This window comes from Klebsiella sp. CN_Kp073, assembly GCF_040065495.2.
Lineage (GTDB): Bacteria > Pseudomonadota > Gammaproteobacteria > Enterobacterales > Enterobacteriaceae > Klebsiella > Klebsiella aerogenes.
Genome location: NZ_JBEAIT020000002.1, coordinates 35,930 through 54,476, shown reverse-complemented (window position 1 = coordinate 54,476; position 18,547 = coordinate 35,930). Strand labels below are relative to the sequence as shown.

Sequence of the window (18,547 nt, the reverse complement as noted above, 5' to 3'; positions counted from 1 at the left end):
AAAAACCCCGCTTACCACTTTTCTACCAGGAAAAATAAGCGGGGTTGCATGCTGTTGTTTATGAACACAACATATGGAGACTACCCCCATGGAGAAGGTATTACAAGAGTATTGGTTGATTATTGAGCACGTGGTGTCTGGCAAGGGAGGACTGGCGAATGGTTAAGGTTCTCCGCTCAAACTATGTACAGGTTCATAACCCTTTCCCGGTTTTTACCGTACCTTGTAAGAAGGGAACACAGACACCCAAGCGTACGCTACCGTTTAATAAAAAACTGATGTCCAAAGTGTCGGGGTTTACGGATACCTTTATCTTTTCCGTTTTGGTAGCAGCAACCAGAGCTAATGGTATCCGCAAAAGAAAACCACCCGTACTGAGGCGACGCGCTATTGACGCATTACTTCAGGGACTCTGTTTCCATTATGATCCACTGGCAAACAGGGTTAATGTAACTATGACGACACTTGCCTCTGAATGTGGTTTACTCACTGAATCCTGCAATGGGACCTTGTCGATATGCCGCGCTACACGCGCTTTGCGTTATCTTGCGGAAGAACTAGGGTTGATAACTTACCGGACGGAGTATGATCCTGAGATAGGTTGTTATCTACCGACGGATATTACTTTTACCCCACGTCTGTACGAGGCACTGGAGATTTCGCCAGAGACACTTGAATCCGTTCGCAAAAGTCGCGCTCAGTACCTGAATCTGCAGCGTATGGTGCGGGGAAAGCCCCGTATAAATCTTTGTGAACTGATTACCATTGCCTGGCAAGCATTTCGCAAACGATTCAAAGAATACAGGCTTACGCGTAAGGCATATGGTGAGAAAAGGCATAAAGGCCGTAAAGAGGCTCAACTTACTTTCCGTGAGATTTCTGAACGTGTCAGAAAGGAGCTTACACAGGAGATAGCGAAGGGCTTGTTTGTATCAGACCTCTCCACGTTGCGTAGTGAAATAAAAAACCGGGTTAAGGAAAGGATGTTGCTGGCACGTAGCCTTTCAGTACGATCACAGGGACAATTAACTCGATAAGTATTCCTGTCAGCCGAAGCTTATTACCTGAGCATCACTTCCACTTTAACCCGCTCTACTACCACTTTTTTACCGTTGTGAGTGCATGCGGTATAATTCCATTATAATGTGGCTTATGTTGGTTTATAAGAGATAAAACACAATATGCTGGATTTATCACTAACGAAACCAGATGAGATAGTCTCACTTCTGTGCGACCAGTTACGCAAAGAATCAACCAACAGATGACTCAGACCGAGCTGGCAAAGCGGGCGGGTATTGGTGTGACCACGCTATCCAACCTGGAGTCAGGGAAAAATACCGGTTTTGAGAATATTGTTCGTGTAGCCATGGTCCTTGGGCGGACGGATGAGCTGGAATCACTGTTCAAACCAAAAGTTGAGAGTCTGGACGATTTCCGCCGATATGAGTCCACGTTAACCCGAAAGCGCATAAGAAATAAGAAATTTAAAAAGGAATAGTGCCAGGAACGCCAGTAGGGTGGGCGAGGTGCTCGTCGTATCAGTTATAGCTCTTTCTTTTGGTTGCCCCCGCGTTCAGGCTTGAGTGAAGTCACGATCACTCGAATCAGGAGTAATTTTTATCGTTTACATCTTGTGAACAAAAGTGTGGTTTGTTAGAGTGTTTACAAAATGCAAACTTAAGAACTGGACGCGCAATGCATGTCATATCTAAAGAACCTTTTGAAGAAGCTACGAGACGGTTTCCAAATGATGCCGTAGCGCTTAAAGCTTTGTATCGTCTTGTGCGAGAAAAGGATTTCGCTTCACCAGTTGAACTGAGGTCAGTGTTTCCGAGCCTTGATAACTTTAAGTACAGAAACAAATGGTGGGTTCTGGATGTCGGTGGCAATAATTTACGTGTAATTGCTTATATTAATTTTGTAAATAAGCGATTTTACGTAAAGCATATTACCACTCATGCTGAGTACGATAAATTGACCCGCTATTACAGGGAGAACAAAGAATGATTGCTACAACGAAAGCTATCGAAGCAACTAAAGAACTGGTAGCCGCAGTACCTTTTCTGGGGGGCAGTGCCACCGAAACTGATTACCGTGATGCTCTGGCACTGGTGGATTATCTAATTGAAAATGATGATGAAAACCCGCTGATTGATTTCCTTTCCAGTAAAATTTCTGAGTATGAGGACAACTGTGAATCTTTTGCCGATTTCAACAATTCCATTGCTGAAATGCCAGTTGGTGTAGCATTGCTGCGTACGATTATCGATCAACATAAACTGTCATACTCTGACCTGAAAGAGGAGATTGGGTCAAAGTCGCTGGTAAGTCAGATCTTGTCCGGGCAACGCTCATTGACAATTGCTCATATTAAGGCGCTTTCCGCACGTTTTGGTGTTAAAGCTGAATGGTTTCTTTAAGACATTGATAACTGGTCATTCCGAAAGGATGTCCACCGGTAATTCAGGCATATAGTTTACCCGGCAGAGTGGACTCTCAAAGTGGAGCCTGTTTTTCGTTAACTTGCTCACCGGTATACAGTCATGTCGAGGCTATAGGGTGAAGAAACATGAAGCCTTAAGGGACTGGAAGGGGATGTTGCATCCAACACATATCTGATTGCGTCTTCCTGTTTAATGCGTATTTATTATCCCCGCTTAACTGCAAGAGACCTGATAAGTTAGCTGCTAACCGCAGCCCAGCCAGGCTGCAAGTATTCTTTTAAACTACCTGTAACTACATTCTTTTAAAAAGATTACCTGTTCATACGCAGTACCGGGGATAAGAGTAGTTACAACATTCATATGTATTAATTACGTTCCCCACCTGAATGCTCTCAGTAGTTACTGAAACATACAGCCCCTCCCAAACCACCATTGCGTCCCGTGCACAGCGGCAACAGCTTAGCCCAGCCCACCACTGAAAAGCGCCGCCGCCCCCGGCCGTAGGCCGGGGAAAGACATCGCTTTTAATGATGGGTGTTGTAACTACTCTTTTCATCGCTGGGGGGAGCTGCGGTGAGTTCCTGAATACACGCTCGTAAGCGCCTGAACGGCGCTAGCGCGGAGATACAGCCCGTCTTCGGGTTAAGCCCTCGACGAGCTCACTCCGACCGCGTACAGCAGCTCCAAAAGCGTTATACGTGGGTATGGCTTAACAGGAGGGGGATAGCGATTGGCAGAATCTATCAAACCGGAGCCGGCTACGCCGGGCCTCGGCGCCATTATCCTACGGTACTCCATTCAACAACTGCTGGCGCCTCCATGCCGCTGACGCGGCATTCATAACATGGATATTGAAGTTGCGTTGCGTAAGGCATCAGATTCCATCGAGTTACGAGTTTCTTATGAGGGAAACTCTAATGAAGCCCTAAAAATTACAGAGAACATTTTCTCCTAGAAATGGGGCGTTATGGTATTTGTGACATATTTAAATAATATGCCCATCCCATTACCCCATTTATTAATGTCGGTCAAGTCACTGACGTTTTTCAGTAAATGAATTAGGTTTTATTATTCCATCTCTGGCACCGGGGTATCGCCAAATTCATAAGGCGTAAGGTCATCAATATTGAGCTTCTCGTCACCGGGCTCACCGCTGAAGAAGCGTCCTGACGTGCCTTCAATCCTGCCAGCGGTTCTGATATCAAAGGTATAACATAAATACTGATCCCCATTGCCTTTCTCCTCAATGCTGAAATAGGATATATACTGAGCGCAATGAGCGTAAAAATCCTTTTTATCCTTTGTCAACAAGACATTCTCTCTGTAAGTATGCCCGATGTCTGGCGAGTAATGCCAATGAAAACTCACGACCATATAATACCCGTCATCATACGTGTGCCAGTACGACGTGTGGCCCTCAGACTGGTGTTGTTCATTCAGCGCAAAGGTAAGTCCCCCCAGGTTTGTCCCTGGAAACGGGGACGGTTTGTGGACTCAATAGAGTTCCCGCTTTAAGGGTGGCAACTCCTTTTCTAAACTGCCCATGCTGACCAATACCAAACTTGACAACATATTTCTCAACATCAGCCATACACATTCGCCTGAGTGATATTTCTTTAGGGGATCGATAAGAAATATACAACTTTAAAAAAAACAAACAACTTATTGAACACCTTCGCTGCAATGGGTCCAGAATTTTATCTGGATTTGTCGACCTAAAAAAAACTTGTTCCTCTTAAACTTTGCCTGATCGGCGAACTGTTCTTCCGTCAATGCCCTTAAATAAGATCTAATAAACATTTTTAAAACCGAATTTTTCATATAGTTCAGGCTTGTCGGCTACGCAGGCAAATGGTTCGTGCAATTTTAAGGGACTACACCCTCTAATTTTTCAATTCGTGCGTAAGTTTGTGCTAGCATCTGCTGGCTAAATAGAATTACAACGGGAATTAGTTACATTGAAGACTGAAGAAGTTCAGAAATGGAAAGCCTTTGAACACCCTGACGGCGTGTTGAGGGATCTATCGTTTCTCGATGCCCATGAGGTGACTTATACACATTCAGTGGAAGGCAAGCCTGATAAAGTGTATAGATTCTTTGTAACCTACTCGTTTCACTGCTTCAGCAAAGACTATGCTCACCAGACGGAAGAACAAAAAGCATCATTGATGTATTTCGCGCCCAAAGATAAGCGTCCATTTTGTGAGAGACGCTATGAACTAGCCAGGCAACATTTACGCTGGATAGTTGCAAACTTGGGAAGTTGTAAGGTCATACATGCAGGATATGGGAGTTATGCTGTAGTAGAGATCGAGCTCGGTGGAGGTGAAAAAGAGTTTTATTTTGTGGTATTTAGCGCTTTCAAAGAAAAGAAAAAAATGCGCCTCCATATCACCAGTGCCTATCCGGTGAGTGAGAGACCACGAGGTAAAAAGGTGAGTTTTTTCACTATCGCGAATAACTTGTTAAATGGTAAACCACTTCCATTCCCTCCAAAATAACAAAACCCACCTTAAGGTGGGTTTCGCCAGGATAACTAACCTGGTATTCAGAAGCGCCATTACCGGACTTGGCCTAGACCATTCTCATGGTTGCGGGATGTCTGAATTGCTTCAGTCTGCTGCATCCTTTAAGGAAGCTGATAGTCTTCCTTACTTGTAACTATAGCTAGCTATAAACAGTATTGCAACCAACTTGTCTGGAGTGTAGCTAAAAGCTACATTTGCGCTACGCTGCCTTGCACTGAAGGACGTCCTTAAATGACAATAAGCTTTTGACTTCTGATTAGTAGATCACTGTCGTCATGTACTTGTAAAATACTCCTCATTTTAAGGCCTTGTTGATATACATAACCGGTAGCAAACTATCATTAGATACAATGAGTCCGGTGAAGTACCGACAGCATCTGTGGATCACAACATAACAGTCCAGGAAAACATCCGCATCCCCGAGACGGACATCTCAATTTAGCTATTACACCATCTGTCAAAGCTAAGTTCAGATGTCCGGGGCAGGGCAAAGATGAAATGTCCGCTCTGTGCCAAAAGCAGTCGTTTTGCGATAAAAATCTGCCAACCAATGGTCGACAGACAGGTTGATTATATTAGTTACGTACTGCAAGATGCACCGCCCATAGCAACTATGCCAACCCGGTTAGCTAGCTTATATAATGAGCAGCAACTCCCTTTACTCTCGAAGGCGCAGGTTCACTTTATTTAGTGCCCTCGCTCTGTTTAACCAGAGCAAAACTCCGACAGCTCCGAGACTGAACAGCGACATACAATAAAGTGCATAAAATGCGCCGAAGTATTGCGCCACTGTACTGGTTATACCGGTGAAAACAGTGGCGGTCATTACCTGCACACGCCATGACATCGCACTGGCTTTTGCAACCTGTGTCTGCGGGAAGTTCCTCAAAATACCAAACGTACCCAAAGCAAATACAATATTCGATGCCATATGCGCACTGAAGATAAGAACCAGTCCGGTGTATGGATATCCGGCAGATAGCGGTAATAGAAAATAGCTTCCAATAAATAAACTCAGACAGGTCAGCAACAACCTGTTATTAGCGGCATACTGCTGCAATTTACTGGCATCCAGCATCATCGGCCCGCAAAGCTGTCCAAGACTTCGTGCAAATAGTAGCGGCAAGGCCAGCCCGGCAGAATCTTCAGGTCTTATTTCTTGTGCCAGTGCAGGTAAAAGCGCCATCGCGGGAGATCCCACAGCGGCAAGCGCAGGTAACAACAAAATGCTTCTTTTTTGCAAGGGTGAAATGACGCACCAGAGGGATTTCTGTCTGACCGGCGTAGCCTCAGTTGGCCAACGTTCTGCTCCGCAAAAAGCAGCAGCAGACATCATAAGCAGAATCGTAGATGCCGTAAAACTAAGGGCATCAATGGCAAGCAGATACTGCGCAGCAATCCGGTCAAACAGAAGAACACCCAGTCCGGTCCCCAACAATACCTGTGAGGCAAAAATGATGGTTTCCATAGCCGTTGCAGCTGGGAGTTCATCGTGGCGCAATCCACGTTTGAACAACAACGTCAGCGCCGGGTAACTTATGCCGCTGAGTAGCGCTTCAATACACTGCACGACCAGTAGCGCCGGCACGTTATGATACAGCGAACCATACAAGGGAAAAACAAGCGCAAGCAGACCAGATATCTCGGTAAAAATCAGGATTCGAAGTGGTGATGTCTTCTTACACAGTCTCTCGCCCCAGATGCTGCCAATAAAGCTGGGCAGCATCGACAATATGTACACGATGGTAAGTGTCGCAGGAGAAGCATGCCAGTGTAAAAGCTGACCGAAAATAATGACCTGAGTAAATCCATTGCCCAGCGATGACAGGATATAGGCAACCCCAAGGAAACGAAGCCAGTGATGGCTGCGAAGCGCACCAATAAGCGCAAACAGTAACGTGTTCATACAGAAAGATTCTCATCTTAAATAACAGAAGCCCACGCAGCCCACGGCAACGCGGAAAATAAGCACTGTTAAAAGAGAAAATCTTTACATCGGAAACGGTACTCTACGTGAAATCGATACAATACTTTAGCATAAAAAAACGGAGAGTATTTTTGAAGTTGAATGTCCGTTCTTCGCTCAAAGCGGACCTGACAACAAGCTGGTCGGTCCGCTCCGTACCAATAGCAGACGTTGTTAAGCTCATGCAGTATGGATTCACGAAGAACATACATTATATATTGTCCTGATTGACTCGGGATGAAAGCTCCTGATGGCTCTTTTTTTGCTCGCTGTAACGATCTGCAAGATAAACGATTTGTCCCTTAAGCAGCACTGTGATTTTAAACAGCTTCTCGGCTACATCGACGGAACTAAATGTTTCTCGACTATTCTCTAAGGCAACTTGCGGCCTATAAAAAAGAACTGGGTATAACCCAGCTCTTTTTAACTGATTTCAAAATCTTTTAATTCCCCACCTTCAGCAATCAGCTTTGAGATCCGCTTCGGCATTCGCCCCTGACCTGACCATGTTTTTGACTCTCCAGTTTCGTCAGTATATCGATACTTCGCGGGGCGTGGGGAGCGCGCCTTTTTAACCTTACCCGGAGAGCCAATAGCAGCCATAAGTTCGGATGGGTCGATACCCTCATCAAGCATCATCTGACGAAGTGTTTCCAGTTTATCGCGGCGCTGACTTTCATTTGCAAGACGTAATGTCTCTTCTTCTCGTCGTTCTATAAGAATAATTTTAAACTTTTCCAGAACATCTTCCAGTACATCTAATGACATTTCACGAGTCTGAGAACGTAAGGTACGGATATTGTTTAACTGTGTAAGAGCATCTGACATAAAGAGACCTTTTAAAGTTTTTTCGTTGTTCAGCAAATACCAATGTCGACGGTTGCTCATCAACCCGATTTTTCTTACTGAGCATTTTAATCCGATTGGTACATATTGTTATTAACGAGGTTTAGACTACTGATATAAATCTCTTATCGCAAGACAAAATTAAGAGGAATGTGCAAGGACTAAATTACAACTCCTACGAAATGTCCATGCATTTTTGAAGGTACTTAAAACTATGATGCCAGGAGTCATCCGGAGAGCCTTTTTATACCCTCATAACTTATTGCTTCAGTCACACCTGATGAGATTTAAAATGAGGAGAGACAGCGCCGCCACTTAGCAAGGTTTTTCACAAATGGCAAGATGGCACGCAGGGGAGAGACACCTGCATTTTGTCAGAGGGTAGCGAATTACTCTCTCTTTATAGAGGCGTTTCTAAAAAAGTGTAATGTAAAAAAAAGCCTGCTGTTAGCAGGCCATAAATGCTTTTAACTCATTTTTTGTTCGATTCTGATAAATAGGGTAAGCATGCAATTAAACGTGGAGCAGAGAGCATGACAAAAATGCTATAAATATTTCCTGGCCGCATCAAGTATCTCCTGTGACGTTAACTCCCTGTCAGTAGCCACGTAAACAATACCATGATCGCCAGTTAAGGAAGGAAAACCTGCAGACATAATCCGAAGATATGTTTCTTCACCGTTTGGATATTCCTGCCTGATAGAGGATATACCTTCCAGAACGGTCATGACTTTACAGGATTCAGCATTAAAGAAAACAAGGACTTTAATCATATTCTATTACCCTGTTCTCTCATGGATATTAACTGGCAGATGCCATTAAGGTCAAAGCCATACACACTTCTTATTTAACATGTGGTTAGCTTGTGCTTTTAGACTTTTTATGCAGTAGTACTGTACTTCATCACATCGGTTAGCATACTCATAATTTTGAAAAATATGCTGTTCAGATATTAAGAATAAACGATTTTTCTCTGATTTAAGTTATGGACCTGTCTACTCAGGAATAATCCTTCATCGTTATCGCAGATCCACATTGATTTATTTATCGCAAAGCATTACGTTTGCAGCAATAGGACCTTTGTCTCCGATCTGAATGGCGAATTCAACTTTCTGTCCTTCAAATAAAGTTTTAAAGTTGTCGCCATTAAGTGCAGACAAATGGACAAAGATATCTTTGCTGCCATCAAGAGGAGAGATGAAGCCAAAACCTTTGTCTTCGTTAAACCATTTTACCAGGCCTGTAATTCTAGAGGTCATACTGACTCCCATTAAACATAATAGCATTAATAGCATTAATAGCATTAATAGCAAACGTATAAGATTAAACGTATGGACTCAAAAGAGGAGATATCAACGATAGCGCCTGGTAATGAGAACTGCCCGGAAAACTTCAAAATTTCATTCGTACATCGAACTGATGGGATTCATTAAGGCACATGGAATCGATATAAGCAAATTATCTTTTAGCCGTCCAGAGGTCCTGTAGGAAAAATAAAAATGGCTGAATGCCATTTTCAATGTATAGTCTTTACGTGTTTTCAGTAAGGAATTGACTTGTCCCATAAAATGACAGGAATTGTCAAAAGCTTTGACATTCTTAGTGGTAAAGGCCTCATCATCCCATCTGATGGCCGAAAAGACGTTCTGCTTCACATTTCAGCCGTTAACTTTCGCGAATCAGAATTACTCATCCCAGGAAGCCGCATAGAATTTTGCCGGATAAACGGTCTCAGGGGGCCTGTGGCTGCAAACATTTATCTTTCCTGATTTTCAGCGTGATAAAATAAACAGATCAAAACTTAACCACATGTGGTACAGTGAATCTCATTCATTGAAAGGTTAATGGTTATGTCTGTTATCAATTACGCAATGAAACTCTTCAGCAGTGCGTCTACTGCCACTGCTGCCTGTCCTGTTTGTGGCTTAAAATCAGCACAACCGTTGTCAAAAATCCGGCTCAACCAGACCATGCTTTGCCCCGGATGTAAGGCTCTGTTTATCTCCCGACGCTAGCTCGACCAAAACCGCAGAACAGAGCTCATGTCCTATACTTATGTTAGATTCCGGCAGCTGTTAAATCCCTGATGCCTGACGCACATCCTGAGAGAACGTTTCTGAATTGATTTCGCAACTGCTCCTGCGCGCTAATGTCGCATCAGAGCAATGCTATGAAAATGAACCCCAGAGCGTGGTTTAACCGCTCCCGTATTCCGATGAATGCTGCCGAAAACCTAACGTTTTCGGCGAACGATCCTGCAAGCGAAGGCACTCCGCGGTCAGAACTCTTTTCGACTGCCCAGATGGAACGCTATGGTCAGAAGCTGGCACGGACCCATAAAGTATCACCGGATAAACATCCCTATTATCTTCTGAAACGGCTTGGCGACAATGAGGCCGTTATCACCGAAAACTGCTATGAGCTTAATGCAGGTAAAAAGACCAGTATCATGCCCGCCGGGGAGTGGTTGCTGGACAATTATTATCTGATTGAGGAACAAATCCGTACCGTCCGCCAGCACTTGCCGAAAAGTTTTGGTAAAGGTCTCCCGTCGCTGATGTCGCCGCTGAATTGCCCAAGAATTTATCATATCGCATCAGAGGCCATTGCTCACGGTGATGGCCGCTGGGATGCCACCAGTCTGACCAGCTATCTCGCTGCCTATCAACAGGTGACTCCGCTGACACTAGGTGAAATCTGGGCATTACCGGGAATGCTGCGCCTGGCGCTGATTGAAAATCTTCGTCGTATCAGTATGGAAGTGATAAAAGCGCAACAGGACAGAAACCTGGCAGATACGTGGATAACCAGGATTTTCGAATGTGCAGAGAGTGCGCCTGGTGATTTAATTATGGTGGTTGCCGATTTGGCGCGCTCCCGTCCTCCGTTATCCAGCGCGTTTGTCGCAGAACTGGTGCGGCGTCTGCAGGGGCACGGCAACGCGCTGTCGTTACCTCTTACCTGGGTTGATCAGTGCCTTCGGGAACAGGGAGTCACCACTGGCATTCTCATAAATAACTTCAATCAACAGCTTGCCGCCAGCCAGCTGTCTGTCAGTAACAGCATCGCAGGTCTGCGATTACTGGGTGAAACGGACTGGGCTGATTTCGCCGAAACGATAAGCGTCGTCGAACAGGCATTAAGAAATGATCCTGCCGGTATCTATCCCCGGATGCACTTCAATACCCGGGATCATTACCGGCACGTAGTTGAGGTCCTGGCCAGAGACAGTGGGCTCAGCGAGCCTGAGGTTGCTGACAGGGTGCTGGCGCTTTCAGAGGAAAAAGCCCCCAATACACCGGAACATCATATTGGTTATTATCTCGCCGGCGAAGGTCGACAGGCACTGGATATACATCTTCTGGCAGACACCTCAAGACTCATACGCTTGCGGCACAGTTTCAACAGAATAACCCTGCTGTCATGGCTTGGCAGCCTGGCGTTGTTGACAACCGCAGCGACCGCGGCAATATTGCACGAAACTGCCATGCAGGGAGCAGGTTGGTTGTTAATCGCGGTGATATTACCTCTGGTTATCGCTTTAACTCAGTTAATGAGTGATTTACTCAGTGACGCAACCACCCGTTTTCGCGTTCCTCGCCCCTTGCCGGGGATGGATTTTTCAGCCGGTATTCCCGCTGACAGTGCCACTATGTTAGTCATTCCCTGCATGTTGACCAGCCACGAAAGTTTCAGCCAGCTCCTCACCAGTCTTGAAGTTTGCTGGTTGGGGAATGAAAACGAAAATCTCAGGTTCGCGCTGCTCACTGATTTTGCAGATTCTGAAAATGAACCCTCGCCGGAAAGTCACGCGCTGCTCAGACAGGCTATCGCTGATACGCAGGCGCTGAATCGGCGCTACCCCTCCGGCCGACCACGTTTTTATCTGTTACATCGTCAGCCTGAATGGAACCCCTCGGAAGGAGTGTGGATGGGCTACGAACGCAAGCGGGGAAAACTGGCGTTGCTGAACAGCTGGTTGCGCCATCCGGGAACGCAATTCGTCAGCGTTGCAGACATGCCGGCCCACCTTTTACCGGGTCACATAAAATACGTCATTACCCTGGACAGCGATACGGTGCTCCCGCGCGATACGGCACACAAACTCGTCGCGACGATGGCGCATCCGCTGAATACGCCTGAGTATGATCCGGTACGCCAGAGGGTTGTCAAAGGATTCGGTATTTTACAGCCCGGTCTTGCGGAGGAGATACCACGCAACGGTCAGGGGCGTTACGCAGCCCTGCGCAGCAGCGTACCGGGCAATAACCCTTATTCGATGATGTCTTCGGATATTTATCAGGATCTCTTTGGGGAAGGCTCGTTTGTGGGCAAAGGGATTTACGATGTTGATATTTTTATGCAGGCCACTACCAACATCTGCCCGGAAAATCTGGTACTCAGCCACGATCTGCTTGAAGGATGCTATGCACGTTCGGGTCTGCTGAGCGAGGTGTTACTGTACGAACAGTACCCTAATAATTATCTGTCGGATGTTGCACGACGTTCACGCTGGATCCGGGGTGACTGGCAACTGCTTAACTGGCTAAAACCACGCGTCAGAAAAGCCGATGGAACCCGGGTCAGGAATCCGCTGACCGCGCTTTCTTACTGGAAATTACTCGATAATCTACGTCGCAGTCTGGTCGCCCCCTCCTTACTGGTATTGCTGTTCTTCACTCTGCTTTGGGTACCCAATCCGGTTTACTGGCTGGGCATACTGTTGCTGATATGGTTGTTGCCAGCCATCCTCTGCATTAGCCATGACCTTCTGCATAAACCTCTGCGCCGCCGCGTGAAGCCGCATCTGTTACTGGTGGGGGCGGGCGCGCTAAAGCGTCTGTCAGGTATCAGCCTTAATTTTGCGATACTGCCGCACGAAGCCGGATATTCGCTGAAAGCGATCGCCGTGACGCTATGGCGACTGGGGATAAGCAGGCGTCATCTCAGCCAGTGGGTCAGCCACAGCCAGGACAGCAGTCAGGCCGGCTCCTCTGTTGCACGTTTTTATCAGGCGATGTGGCTGAATGTTGCCGTTGGCGTGGCGCTGATAATACTGACCGGACAATTTGCCCCACAGCTGCTGGGGATTGCGTTGCCGATCGGTTTGGTATGGTGTGTGGCACCGCTGCTGATGAGCTGGCTGAGTCGCCAGCCCGTGCGTAAGGTTTTTTCGCCTAATCAGGAACAAAAACAGCTGTTACGCCAGACAAGCCGTGAAATCTGGGCTTTTTTTGAAACCTTTGCCACAGCAAAAGAGAACTGGCTTCCGCCTGATAATTATCAGGAAATACCACAACCGACGGTGGCACACCGAACTTCTCCTACCAATATTGGCCTTTCTCTTATGGCTAACCTGACGGCATGGGACTTTGGCTACCTGCCCGGCGGAGAGGTGCTCCGGCGCGTATCGCTCACGCTCGACACGCTGGATAAAATGGATCATTACCGGGGCCATCTCTACAACTGGTATGACACCCGTACGCTGGTCCCCCTCAGTCCACGCTATATCTCCAGCGTCGACAGCGGCAATATGGCCGGGCATTTATTGACCCTGCGTGCAGGCCTGTCCGCCATGCGTCATCAGCCTGTTTTAAGCAGCCAACAGATACTGGCAGGACTGAACGATACGCTGGATATTCTGGAAAAACAGTGGGGTAAGAACCCACCAGACAGCCTGAGACTGCTGCGCAAGCATTGCCTGAACGCGGTGTCGCTCTCTCCGCAGGCGCTTTTCAGCGAACTGAAAAGCATGCGCACCCAGTGCAACCATCTGACCAGCGCATGTCATCAGGGATCTCCTCTTCAGATGCGCTGGGCTGGACATCTGGAGCATCAACTGGTTCAGCTTTGCCATGAGTGGTCTCTGTTGCTTGGCTGGTTGCCTGCATCCTGGAATGAACAGACGCTGCCGACGCTGAGCGAGCTTGCCCGTCCGACATTAACCGGTACAGGAACGCCTCCGGCGTCAGTGGCGGAGCAGGCCCGAATGCGACTCAATATTATCACCGAGCTGGAACAGCGGCTGGATGAGCATGCCCGGATGGATTTCGCCTTTCTGTACAGTGAAGCAACCAGTCTGCTCAGCGTCGGTTATAACTGTGACACCAATATGCCTGACAAGAGCCACTACGATCTCCTGCCGTCTGAAATCCGCCTGACCAGTTTTCTTGCCATTGCGACTAATCAGCTGCCTCTTAAAAGCTGGTACGCGCTGGGTCGATTGTTTACCACGATTGATAATGAAACTGCCCTGATGTCATGGAGCGGATCCATGTTTGAATATCTGATGCCGAATCTGGTGATGCCCACCTGGCCCGGCAGCCTGCTCGATGAAATGAGTCAGTCGGCGGTTATACGCCAGATTCACTGGGGGAAAGAACGCGGGGTACCATGGGGTGTTTCAGAGTCGGGCTATCATGCTTTTGATGTTCAGCATAATTATCAATATCAGGCATTTGGCGTACCGGGGCTCGGTCTGCGCAGGGGGCTTGCCGATGACATGGTGGTTGCTCCTTACGCCACGCTGCTGGCGCTGATGGTTTCCCCGCAGAAAGCCTGTGAGAACCTGTTCAGGCTGCAAAAAAATGGTGCACGCGGAGAATACGGTTTTTATGAAGCGCTGGACTATACCCCCTCACGTCTTGCAACCGGTCAGCTCTATGCGGTGGTACAGTCCTGGATGGCGCATCACCAGGGTATGGCATTTCAGGCGCTGGCTCATGTGCTGCTTGACACCCCCATGACTGAACGCTTTATGTCCAGCACGGTATTCCGGTCAGCGAGTCTGCTGTTACAGGAGCGCGTGCCGGATGCGGTCGATCTGTACAGTCCGCGCCGTCATTTTGAATCTCATGAGGGCATGGTCAAACCCGTTCGCTATGAACCCCGTATTTTCTATAGCGTGGATACCCCCGCCCCGGATATTCAACTGCTGTCCAACGGCCATTATCATCTGATGTTGACCGCGGGCGGCGGCGGTTATAGTCGCTGGAATGATATTGCACTAACGCGCTGGCGCAGTGATACCACCCGTGATAATTGGGGAGCATTCTGCTACATCCGCGATACCCAGACGGGAGATGTGTGGAGCAATACCTGGCAACCAACAGGCTACACCAGCGGACAAGACGAGGAAGTGTTGTTCACCGATGCGGGGGCAGAATTCAGACGCAGCTTCGGGGGACTCAGCGTCAAAACTCAGGTGGTGATCTCTCCGGAGGATGATGTTGAATTGCGACGGCTCACACTGATTCATCGTGGTCGCAAGCCTCGCTCTCTGGAGCTGACAACCTATGCTGAAGTGGTACTGGCACCTGATGCCAGCGATCTGGCACACCCGGCATTCAGCAATTTGTTTATTCAGACTGAGCTGGCTCCTGAGCGTGACGCTATTCTTTGCCACCGGCGCCCGCGCTCACCGGATGAACCGGGCCCTTGCCTGTTTCACATGATGGTGGTGCACGGCGATAACCGACATAACGTGTCGTTTGAAACGGACAGGGCAAGGTTTATTGGACGTGGCAGAAACCCTGCGAATGCCCAGGCAATAGAGACGGGAGGGATGCTAGGCAACACGTCGGGCTCGGTGCTGGATCCGATACTGGCAATTCGCAACGCCATTATTCTGCAGCCGGGGCAGCCGGTTACGATTGATATCATTTATGGCATCAGCGAGACCCGTCAGCAGAGCCTGGCGTTGCTGGAGAAATATCGCGATTACCCTATCGCCGATCGCGTCTTTGAACTGGCCTGGTCTCACAGTCTGGTGGTATTGCGCCAGATGAACGCCAGTGAAGATGATGCCACGTTGTTCAATAGTCTCGCCAGCGCTGTGCTTTACCCTGTCCAGGAGCTGCGCGCCGAAGGCCAGGCGATCGGCCGCAACCGGCGTGGCCAGTCCGGACTGTGGGGCTGGGCAATTTCAGGGGATCTGCCGATAGTGCTGCTGAGTATAACCAGCGAGGAAAGTATCCCCTCAGTGACCACACTGATTCAGGCACACCGTTACTGGAGACAGAAAGGGCTGGATGTTGATTTAGTTATCCTGAATAACAGCCCCGGCGGCTACCAGCAGGGATTACAAAATCAGATTATGGAGTTAATTTATGCCGGGTCTGAAGCCAGTTTGCTGGATAAAAAGGGCGGGCTTTTTGTCCGCAACGGTGAGCATCTCTCCGCTGAGGATAAGTTGCTTTTGATGAGCGTGGCCTGTCTTTATCTTGATGACCGTGCAGGGGGTATTAATGAGCAGCTTAACCAGCGTATTCATACCCTGAAATCGCCGGCAAGGGCATTCATTCCGCGTGCTGTGCGCGAGCGTAATCAACATACGGACTGGAGCCCTGATACCAGTCAGTTATGCCATTTCAATGGGTACGGTGGATTTTCTCAGGATGGGCGGGAGTATCAGATCGTCCTTCGGGAAAATGCGCTTACACCGGCTCCCTGGTCGAACATACTGGCAAATTCTCGTTTTGGCAGTGTGATCTCAGAGGCAGGGCAAGCCTATACCTGGTATGAGAATGCCCATGAATACCGGTTGACGCCGTGGGAGAACGATCCGGTGAGCGATCGCAGCGGCGAGGCATTTTACCTGCGCGATGAAGAGAGCGGGGAGTGCTGGTCGCCGACGGCTTTACCTGTTCGCGGAAACGGTGACTACCTGACCCGCCATGGTTTTGGCTACAGCGTTTTTGCCCATCGTGAGAGTGGTATAGACAGCGAGCTGACGGTCCTGGTTGCTGAGGAAGATCCGGTTAAACTGGTGCTCCTGACGCTCAGTAACTCTTCGGGACGGACACGTCAACTTTCCGTCACAGGCTATGTAGAGTGGACGCTCGGAGAAACACGAACGCGCTCAGCCCCTCACATTGTGACACATGTGGCCAGAACGCCCGGAGGTTGCGGGGTGCTTGCGAATAACTTTTATGGTGATAATGGTGCCGGCCGAACTGCATTTTTTGCCGTCAGCGGTAATGACTGTTCTCTGACAGGGGACCGCCGGGAGTTTATTGGCCGTAATGGTTCCCTTCACGCTCCGTCGGCCATGAAACTGCAAAAGCTTTCTGGTAAGACGGGGGCCGGTCTGGATCCCTGCGGAGCGGTGCAATCGGCGGTTACATTAATTGACGGGGACCAGAGGACGTTTATTTTTATCCTCGGCGCAGAGGAGAATGATGTTTGTGCTCAGGAGACGCTGGCCCGCTACATGAACGAGGATACGGTCCGCCAGGAGCTGAACCGGATTCATAATCACTGGCACAATGTGCTCGATAAAATCGTAGTTAACACCCCCGACATGTCAGTAAATTTACTGGTTAATGGCTGGCTGTTGTATCAGACGGTCGCCTGCCGTCTTATGGCCCGGAGTGGCTACTATCAGTCTGGCGGTGCATTTGGTTTTCGCGATCAGCTGCAGGATACGCTGGCTCTGAGCCACGCTGCTCCGGACCGGATGCGTGAACAGATAATACTCTGTGCATCACGGCAGTTTATCGAGGGGGATGTGCAGCACTGGTGGCACCCTCCACACGGCAACGGTGTGCGTACCCGCTGTTCCGATGACTATCTTTGGCTGCCGCTTGCTGTTTGCCACTATGTTGAAACGACGGGGGATATGGATGCACTGGAAATACGCATTCCTTATCTGGAGGGACGCCCGCTTCAGCCTGGTGAAGAGTCTGTCTATGACACGCCGGTCATCAGCGGCACCGAAGAGACACTCTGGTTACACTGCGTCAAAGCTATTCACTATGGACTTCGCTTCGGGGAGCATGGCCTGCCACTGATGGGGGCTGGTGACTGGAATGACGGGATGAACCGGGTGGGTATCGAAGGCAAAGGTGAAAGCGTCTGGCTGGGCTTCTTCCTGTACGACATTTTGCAGAGGTTTGCAGCGCTTGCGGAGCGCAGGCTGGATGAAAGCGTCGCCGCGATGTGCCGTTCACAGGCCCTGAGCCTGCAAAGCAATCTCGAAGCCCACGCCTGGGATGGGGAATGGTACCGGCGCGGGTATTTTGACGATGGTACTCCCCTGGGATCGAAAAGCTCACAGGACTGCCGGATTGATGCGATTGCGCAGAGCTGGTCTGTATTGTCCGGCGCCGCGAGCCCGGGACGGTGCGCAAAGGCCATGCAGGCGCTGGATAAGCACCTTGTGGATAACGAAGGAGGGCTGATCAAACTGTTAACGCCTCCTTTCGACGGACACGGTCCAAATCCGGGCTACATACAGGGGTACCTGCCAGGCGTGCGGGAAAACGGAGGGCAGTATACGCATGGCGCCATCTGGGCAGTGATGGCCTTTGCCCGAATGGGGAATGCCGGACGAGCCTGGCAACTCTGGTCAATGCTCAACCCTATAAATCATACCCTGAATGCGGACTCTGTCGGGATTTATAAAGCTGAGCCTTATGTCATGAGTGCTGATGTCTACAGCGTCGCTCCTCATACCGGTCGTGCAGGGTGGAGCTGGTATACCGGTTCCGCAGGCTGGGCCTGGCGTTTACTTACCGAGGAATTACTGGGGATAAAACGTTCCGGCACTGAGTTTAGTGTTCATGCCCGGTTACCGGATGAGTGGTCGTCTTTTTCTATGGCATATCAATATGGTGAAAGCCATTATCAGATTAGTGTTTCACGTGGCGATGCAGAATATTGCGTGACGCTGGATGGTGTTCTCCTCCCTGATGACAGAATACCGCTGAAGGATGATGGACAAAACCATACGGTTGAGATCATTCAGAACTGACACTGATCCC

12 protein-coding genes and 2 pseudogenes are annotated in these 18,547 nt (G+C 48.7%); 8 read left to right on the top strand and 6 right to left on the bottom strand.

Annotated elements, in window-relative coordinates:
- Positions 1 to 158 precede the first annotated feature (158 nt).
- The 4 genes and pseudogenes from repA to ABLV66_RS25680 all read left to right on the top strand — a co-directional run bounded on the left by repA (position 159) and on the right by ABLV66_RS25680 (position 2,420).
- Entirely contained in the window at positions 159 to 1,037 is an 879-nt protein-coding gene (repA, locus tag ABLV66_RS25695; protein ID WP_348876297.1) for a plasmid replication initiator RepA, read from the top strand.
- Positions 1,038 to 1,181: 144 nt separating this feature from the next.
- Positions 1,182 to 1,498, top strand: a pseudogene (locus ABLV66_RS25690) (helix-turn-helix domain-containing protein).
- A gap of 197 nt (positions 1,499 to 1,695) precedes the next feature.
- Positions 1,696 to 2,007: a type II toxin-antitoxin system HigB family toxin gene (locus ABLV66_RS25685; RefSeq protein ID WP_045379379.1), complete on the top strand. Its 312-nt coding sequence runs from the start codon at positions 1,696 to 1,698 to the stop codon at positions 2,005 to 2,007.
- Positions 2,004 to 2,420 carry a helix-turn-helix domain-containing protein gene (locus ABLV66_RS25680; protein WP_348876296.1) on the top strand — a complete coding sequence of 139 codons (417 nt, stop codon included), beginning with the start codon at positions 2,004 to 2,006 and terminating at the stop codon, positions 2,418 to 2,420. The genes ABLV66_RS25685 and ABLV66_RS25680 overlap by 4 nt, the downstream gene beginning before the upstream one ends.
- Positions 2,421 to 3,512: 1,092 nt before the next feature.
- On the opposite strand, the gene ABLV66_RS25675 is transcribed toward ABLV66_RS25680, so the two are convergent.
- Positions 3,513 to 3,752 (bottom strand): hypothetical protein, encoded by a 240-nt coding sequence (locus ABLV66_RS25675; protein WP_512174250.1) that lies wholly within the window; start codon positions 3,750 to 3,752, stop codon positions 3,513 to 3,515.
- A 650-nt stretch (positions 3,753 to 4,402) separates the two neighbouring features.
- Here ABLV66_RS25675 and ABLV66_RS25670 point away from each other — a divergent pair.
- Complete coding sequence (locus ABLV66_RS25670; RefSeq protein WP_348876293.1) at positions 4,403 to 4,945, top strand: YjaZ family protein; 543 nt, start codon at positions 4,403 to 4,405, stop codon at positions 4,943 to 4,945.
- A gap of 685 nt (positions 4,946 to 5,630) precedes the next feature.
- On the opposite strand, the gene ABLV66_RS25665 is transcribed toward ABLV66_RS25670, so the two are convergent.
- The 5 genes and pseudogenes from ABLV66_RS25665 to ABLV66_RS25645 all read right to left on the bottom strand — a co-directional run bounded on the left by ABLV66_RS25665 (position 5,631) and on the right by ABLV66_RS25645 (position 9,043).
- On the bottom strand, positions 5,631 to 6,878 hold the full coding sequence (locus ABLV66_RS25665; protein WP_348876407.1) for an MFS transporter: 1,248 nt from the start codon (positions 6,876 to 6,878) through the stop codon (positions 5,631 to 5,633).
- Positions 6,879 to 7,149: 271 nt separating this feature from the next.
- Positions 7,150 to 7,311 (bottom strand): annotated as a pseudogene (locus ABLV66_RS25660) (arsenical resistance protein ArsH); the annotation flags it as partial.
- A 50-nt stretch (positions 7,312 to 7,361) separates the two neighbouring features.
- Positions 7,362 to 7,766, bottom strand: coding sequence for an H-NS family histone-like protein (locus ABLV66_RS25655; RefSeq protein ID WP_348876370.1), 405 nt, complete (start codon positions 7,764 to 7,766; stop codon positions 7,362 to 7,364).
- A 563-nt stretch (positions 7,767 to 8,329) separates the two neighbouring features.
- The gene (locus tag ABLV66_RS25650; RefSeq protein ID WP_348876364.1) at positions 8,330 to 8,557 is read right to left on the bottom strand and encodes a hypothetical protein; all 228 of its coding nucleotides are present in this window, start codon (positions 8,555 to 8,557) and stop codon (positions 8,330 to 8,332) included.
- A 267-nt stretch (positions 8,558 to 8,824) separates the two neighbouring features.
- Positions 8,825 to 9,043: a cold shock domain-containing protein gene (locus ABLV66_RS25645; RefSeq protein WP_348876365.1), complete on the bottom strand. Its 219-nt coding sequence runs from the start codon at positions 9,041 to 9,043 to the stop codon at positions 8,825 to 8,827.
- A 297-nt stretch (positions 9,044 to 9,340) separates the two neighbouring features.
- Between ABLV66_RS25645 and cspF the strand changes: the two genes are divergently transcribed.
- The 3 genes from cspF to ABLV66_RS25630 all read left to right on the top strand — a co-directional run bounded on the left by cspF (position 9,341) and on the right by ABLV66_RS25630 (position 18,537).
- The gene (gene cspF / locus ABLV66_RS25640) at positions 9,341 to 9,553 is read left to right on the top strand and encodes a cold shock-like protein CspF (RefSeq protein ID WP_071822061.1); all 213 of its coding nucleotides are present in this window, start codon (positions 9,341 to 9,343) and stop codon (positions 9,551 to 9,553) included.
- Positions 9,554 to 9,628: 75 nt separating this feature from the next.
- Entirely contained in the window at positions 9,629 to 9,799 is a 171-nt protein-coding gene (locus ABLV66_RS25635) for a YnfU family zinc-binding protein (RefSeq protein ID WP_306308615.1), read from the top strand.
- A 155-nt stretch (positions 9,800 to 9,954) separates the two neighbouring features.
- Positions 9,955 to 18,537: a glycoside hydrolase family 94 protein gene (locus tag ABLV66_RS25630; RefSeq protein WP_348876366.1), complete on the top strand. Its 8,583-nt coding sequence runs from the start codon at positions 9,955 to 9,957 to the stop codon at positions 18,535 to 18,537.
- Positions 18,538 to 18,547 lie beyond the last annotated feature (10 nt).

What these genes read in the sequence shown, in the direction of transcription:
- repA (WP_348876297.1), top strand. Translation starts at nt 159, where the DNA reads ATGGTTAAGGTTCTCCGCTCAAACTATGTACAGGTTCATAACCCTTTC.
- ABLV66_RS25650 (WP_348876364.1), bottom strand. Translation starts at nt 8,557, where the DNA reads ATGATTAAAGTCCTTGTTTTCTTTAATGCTGAATCCTGTAAAGTCATG.
- ABLV66_RS25630 (WP_348876366.1), top strand. Translation starts at nt 9,955, where the DNA reads ATGAAAATGAACCCCAGAGCGTGGTTTAACCGCTCCCGTATTCCGATG.
- ABLV66_RS25645 (WP_348876365.1), bottom strand. Translation starts at nt 9,043, where the DNA reads ATGACCTCTAGAATTACAGGCCTGGTAAAATGGTTTAACGAAGACAAA.
- ABLV66_RS25685 (WP_045379379.1), top strand. Translation starts at nt 1,696, where the DNA reads ATGCATGTCATATCTAAAGAACCTTTTGAAGAAGCTACGAGACGGTTT.
- ABLV66_RS25655 (WP_348876370.1), bottom strand. Translation starts at nt 7,766, where the DNA reads ATGTCAGATGCTCTTACACAGTTAAACAATATCCGTACCTTACGTTCT.
- ABLV66_RS25635 (WP_306308615.1), top strand. Translation starts at nt 9,629, where the DNA reads ATGGTTATGTCTGTTATCAATTACGCAATGAAACTCTTCAGCAGTGCG.
- ABLV66_RS25680 (WP_348876296.1), top strand. Translation starts at nt 2,004, where the DNA reads ATGATTGCTACAACGAAAGCTATCGAAGCAACTAAAGAACTGGTAGCC.
- ABLV66_RS25665 (WP_348876407.1), bottom strand. Translation starts at nt 6,878, where the DNA reads ATGAACACGTTACTGTTTGCGCTTATTGGTGCGCTTCGCAGCCATCAC.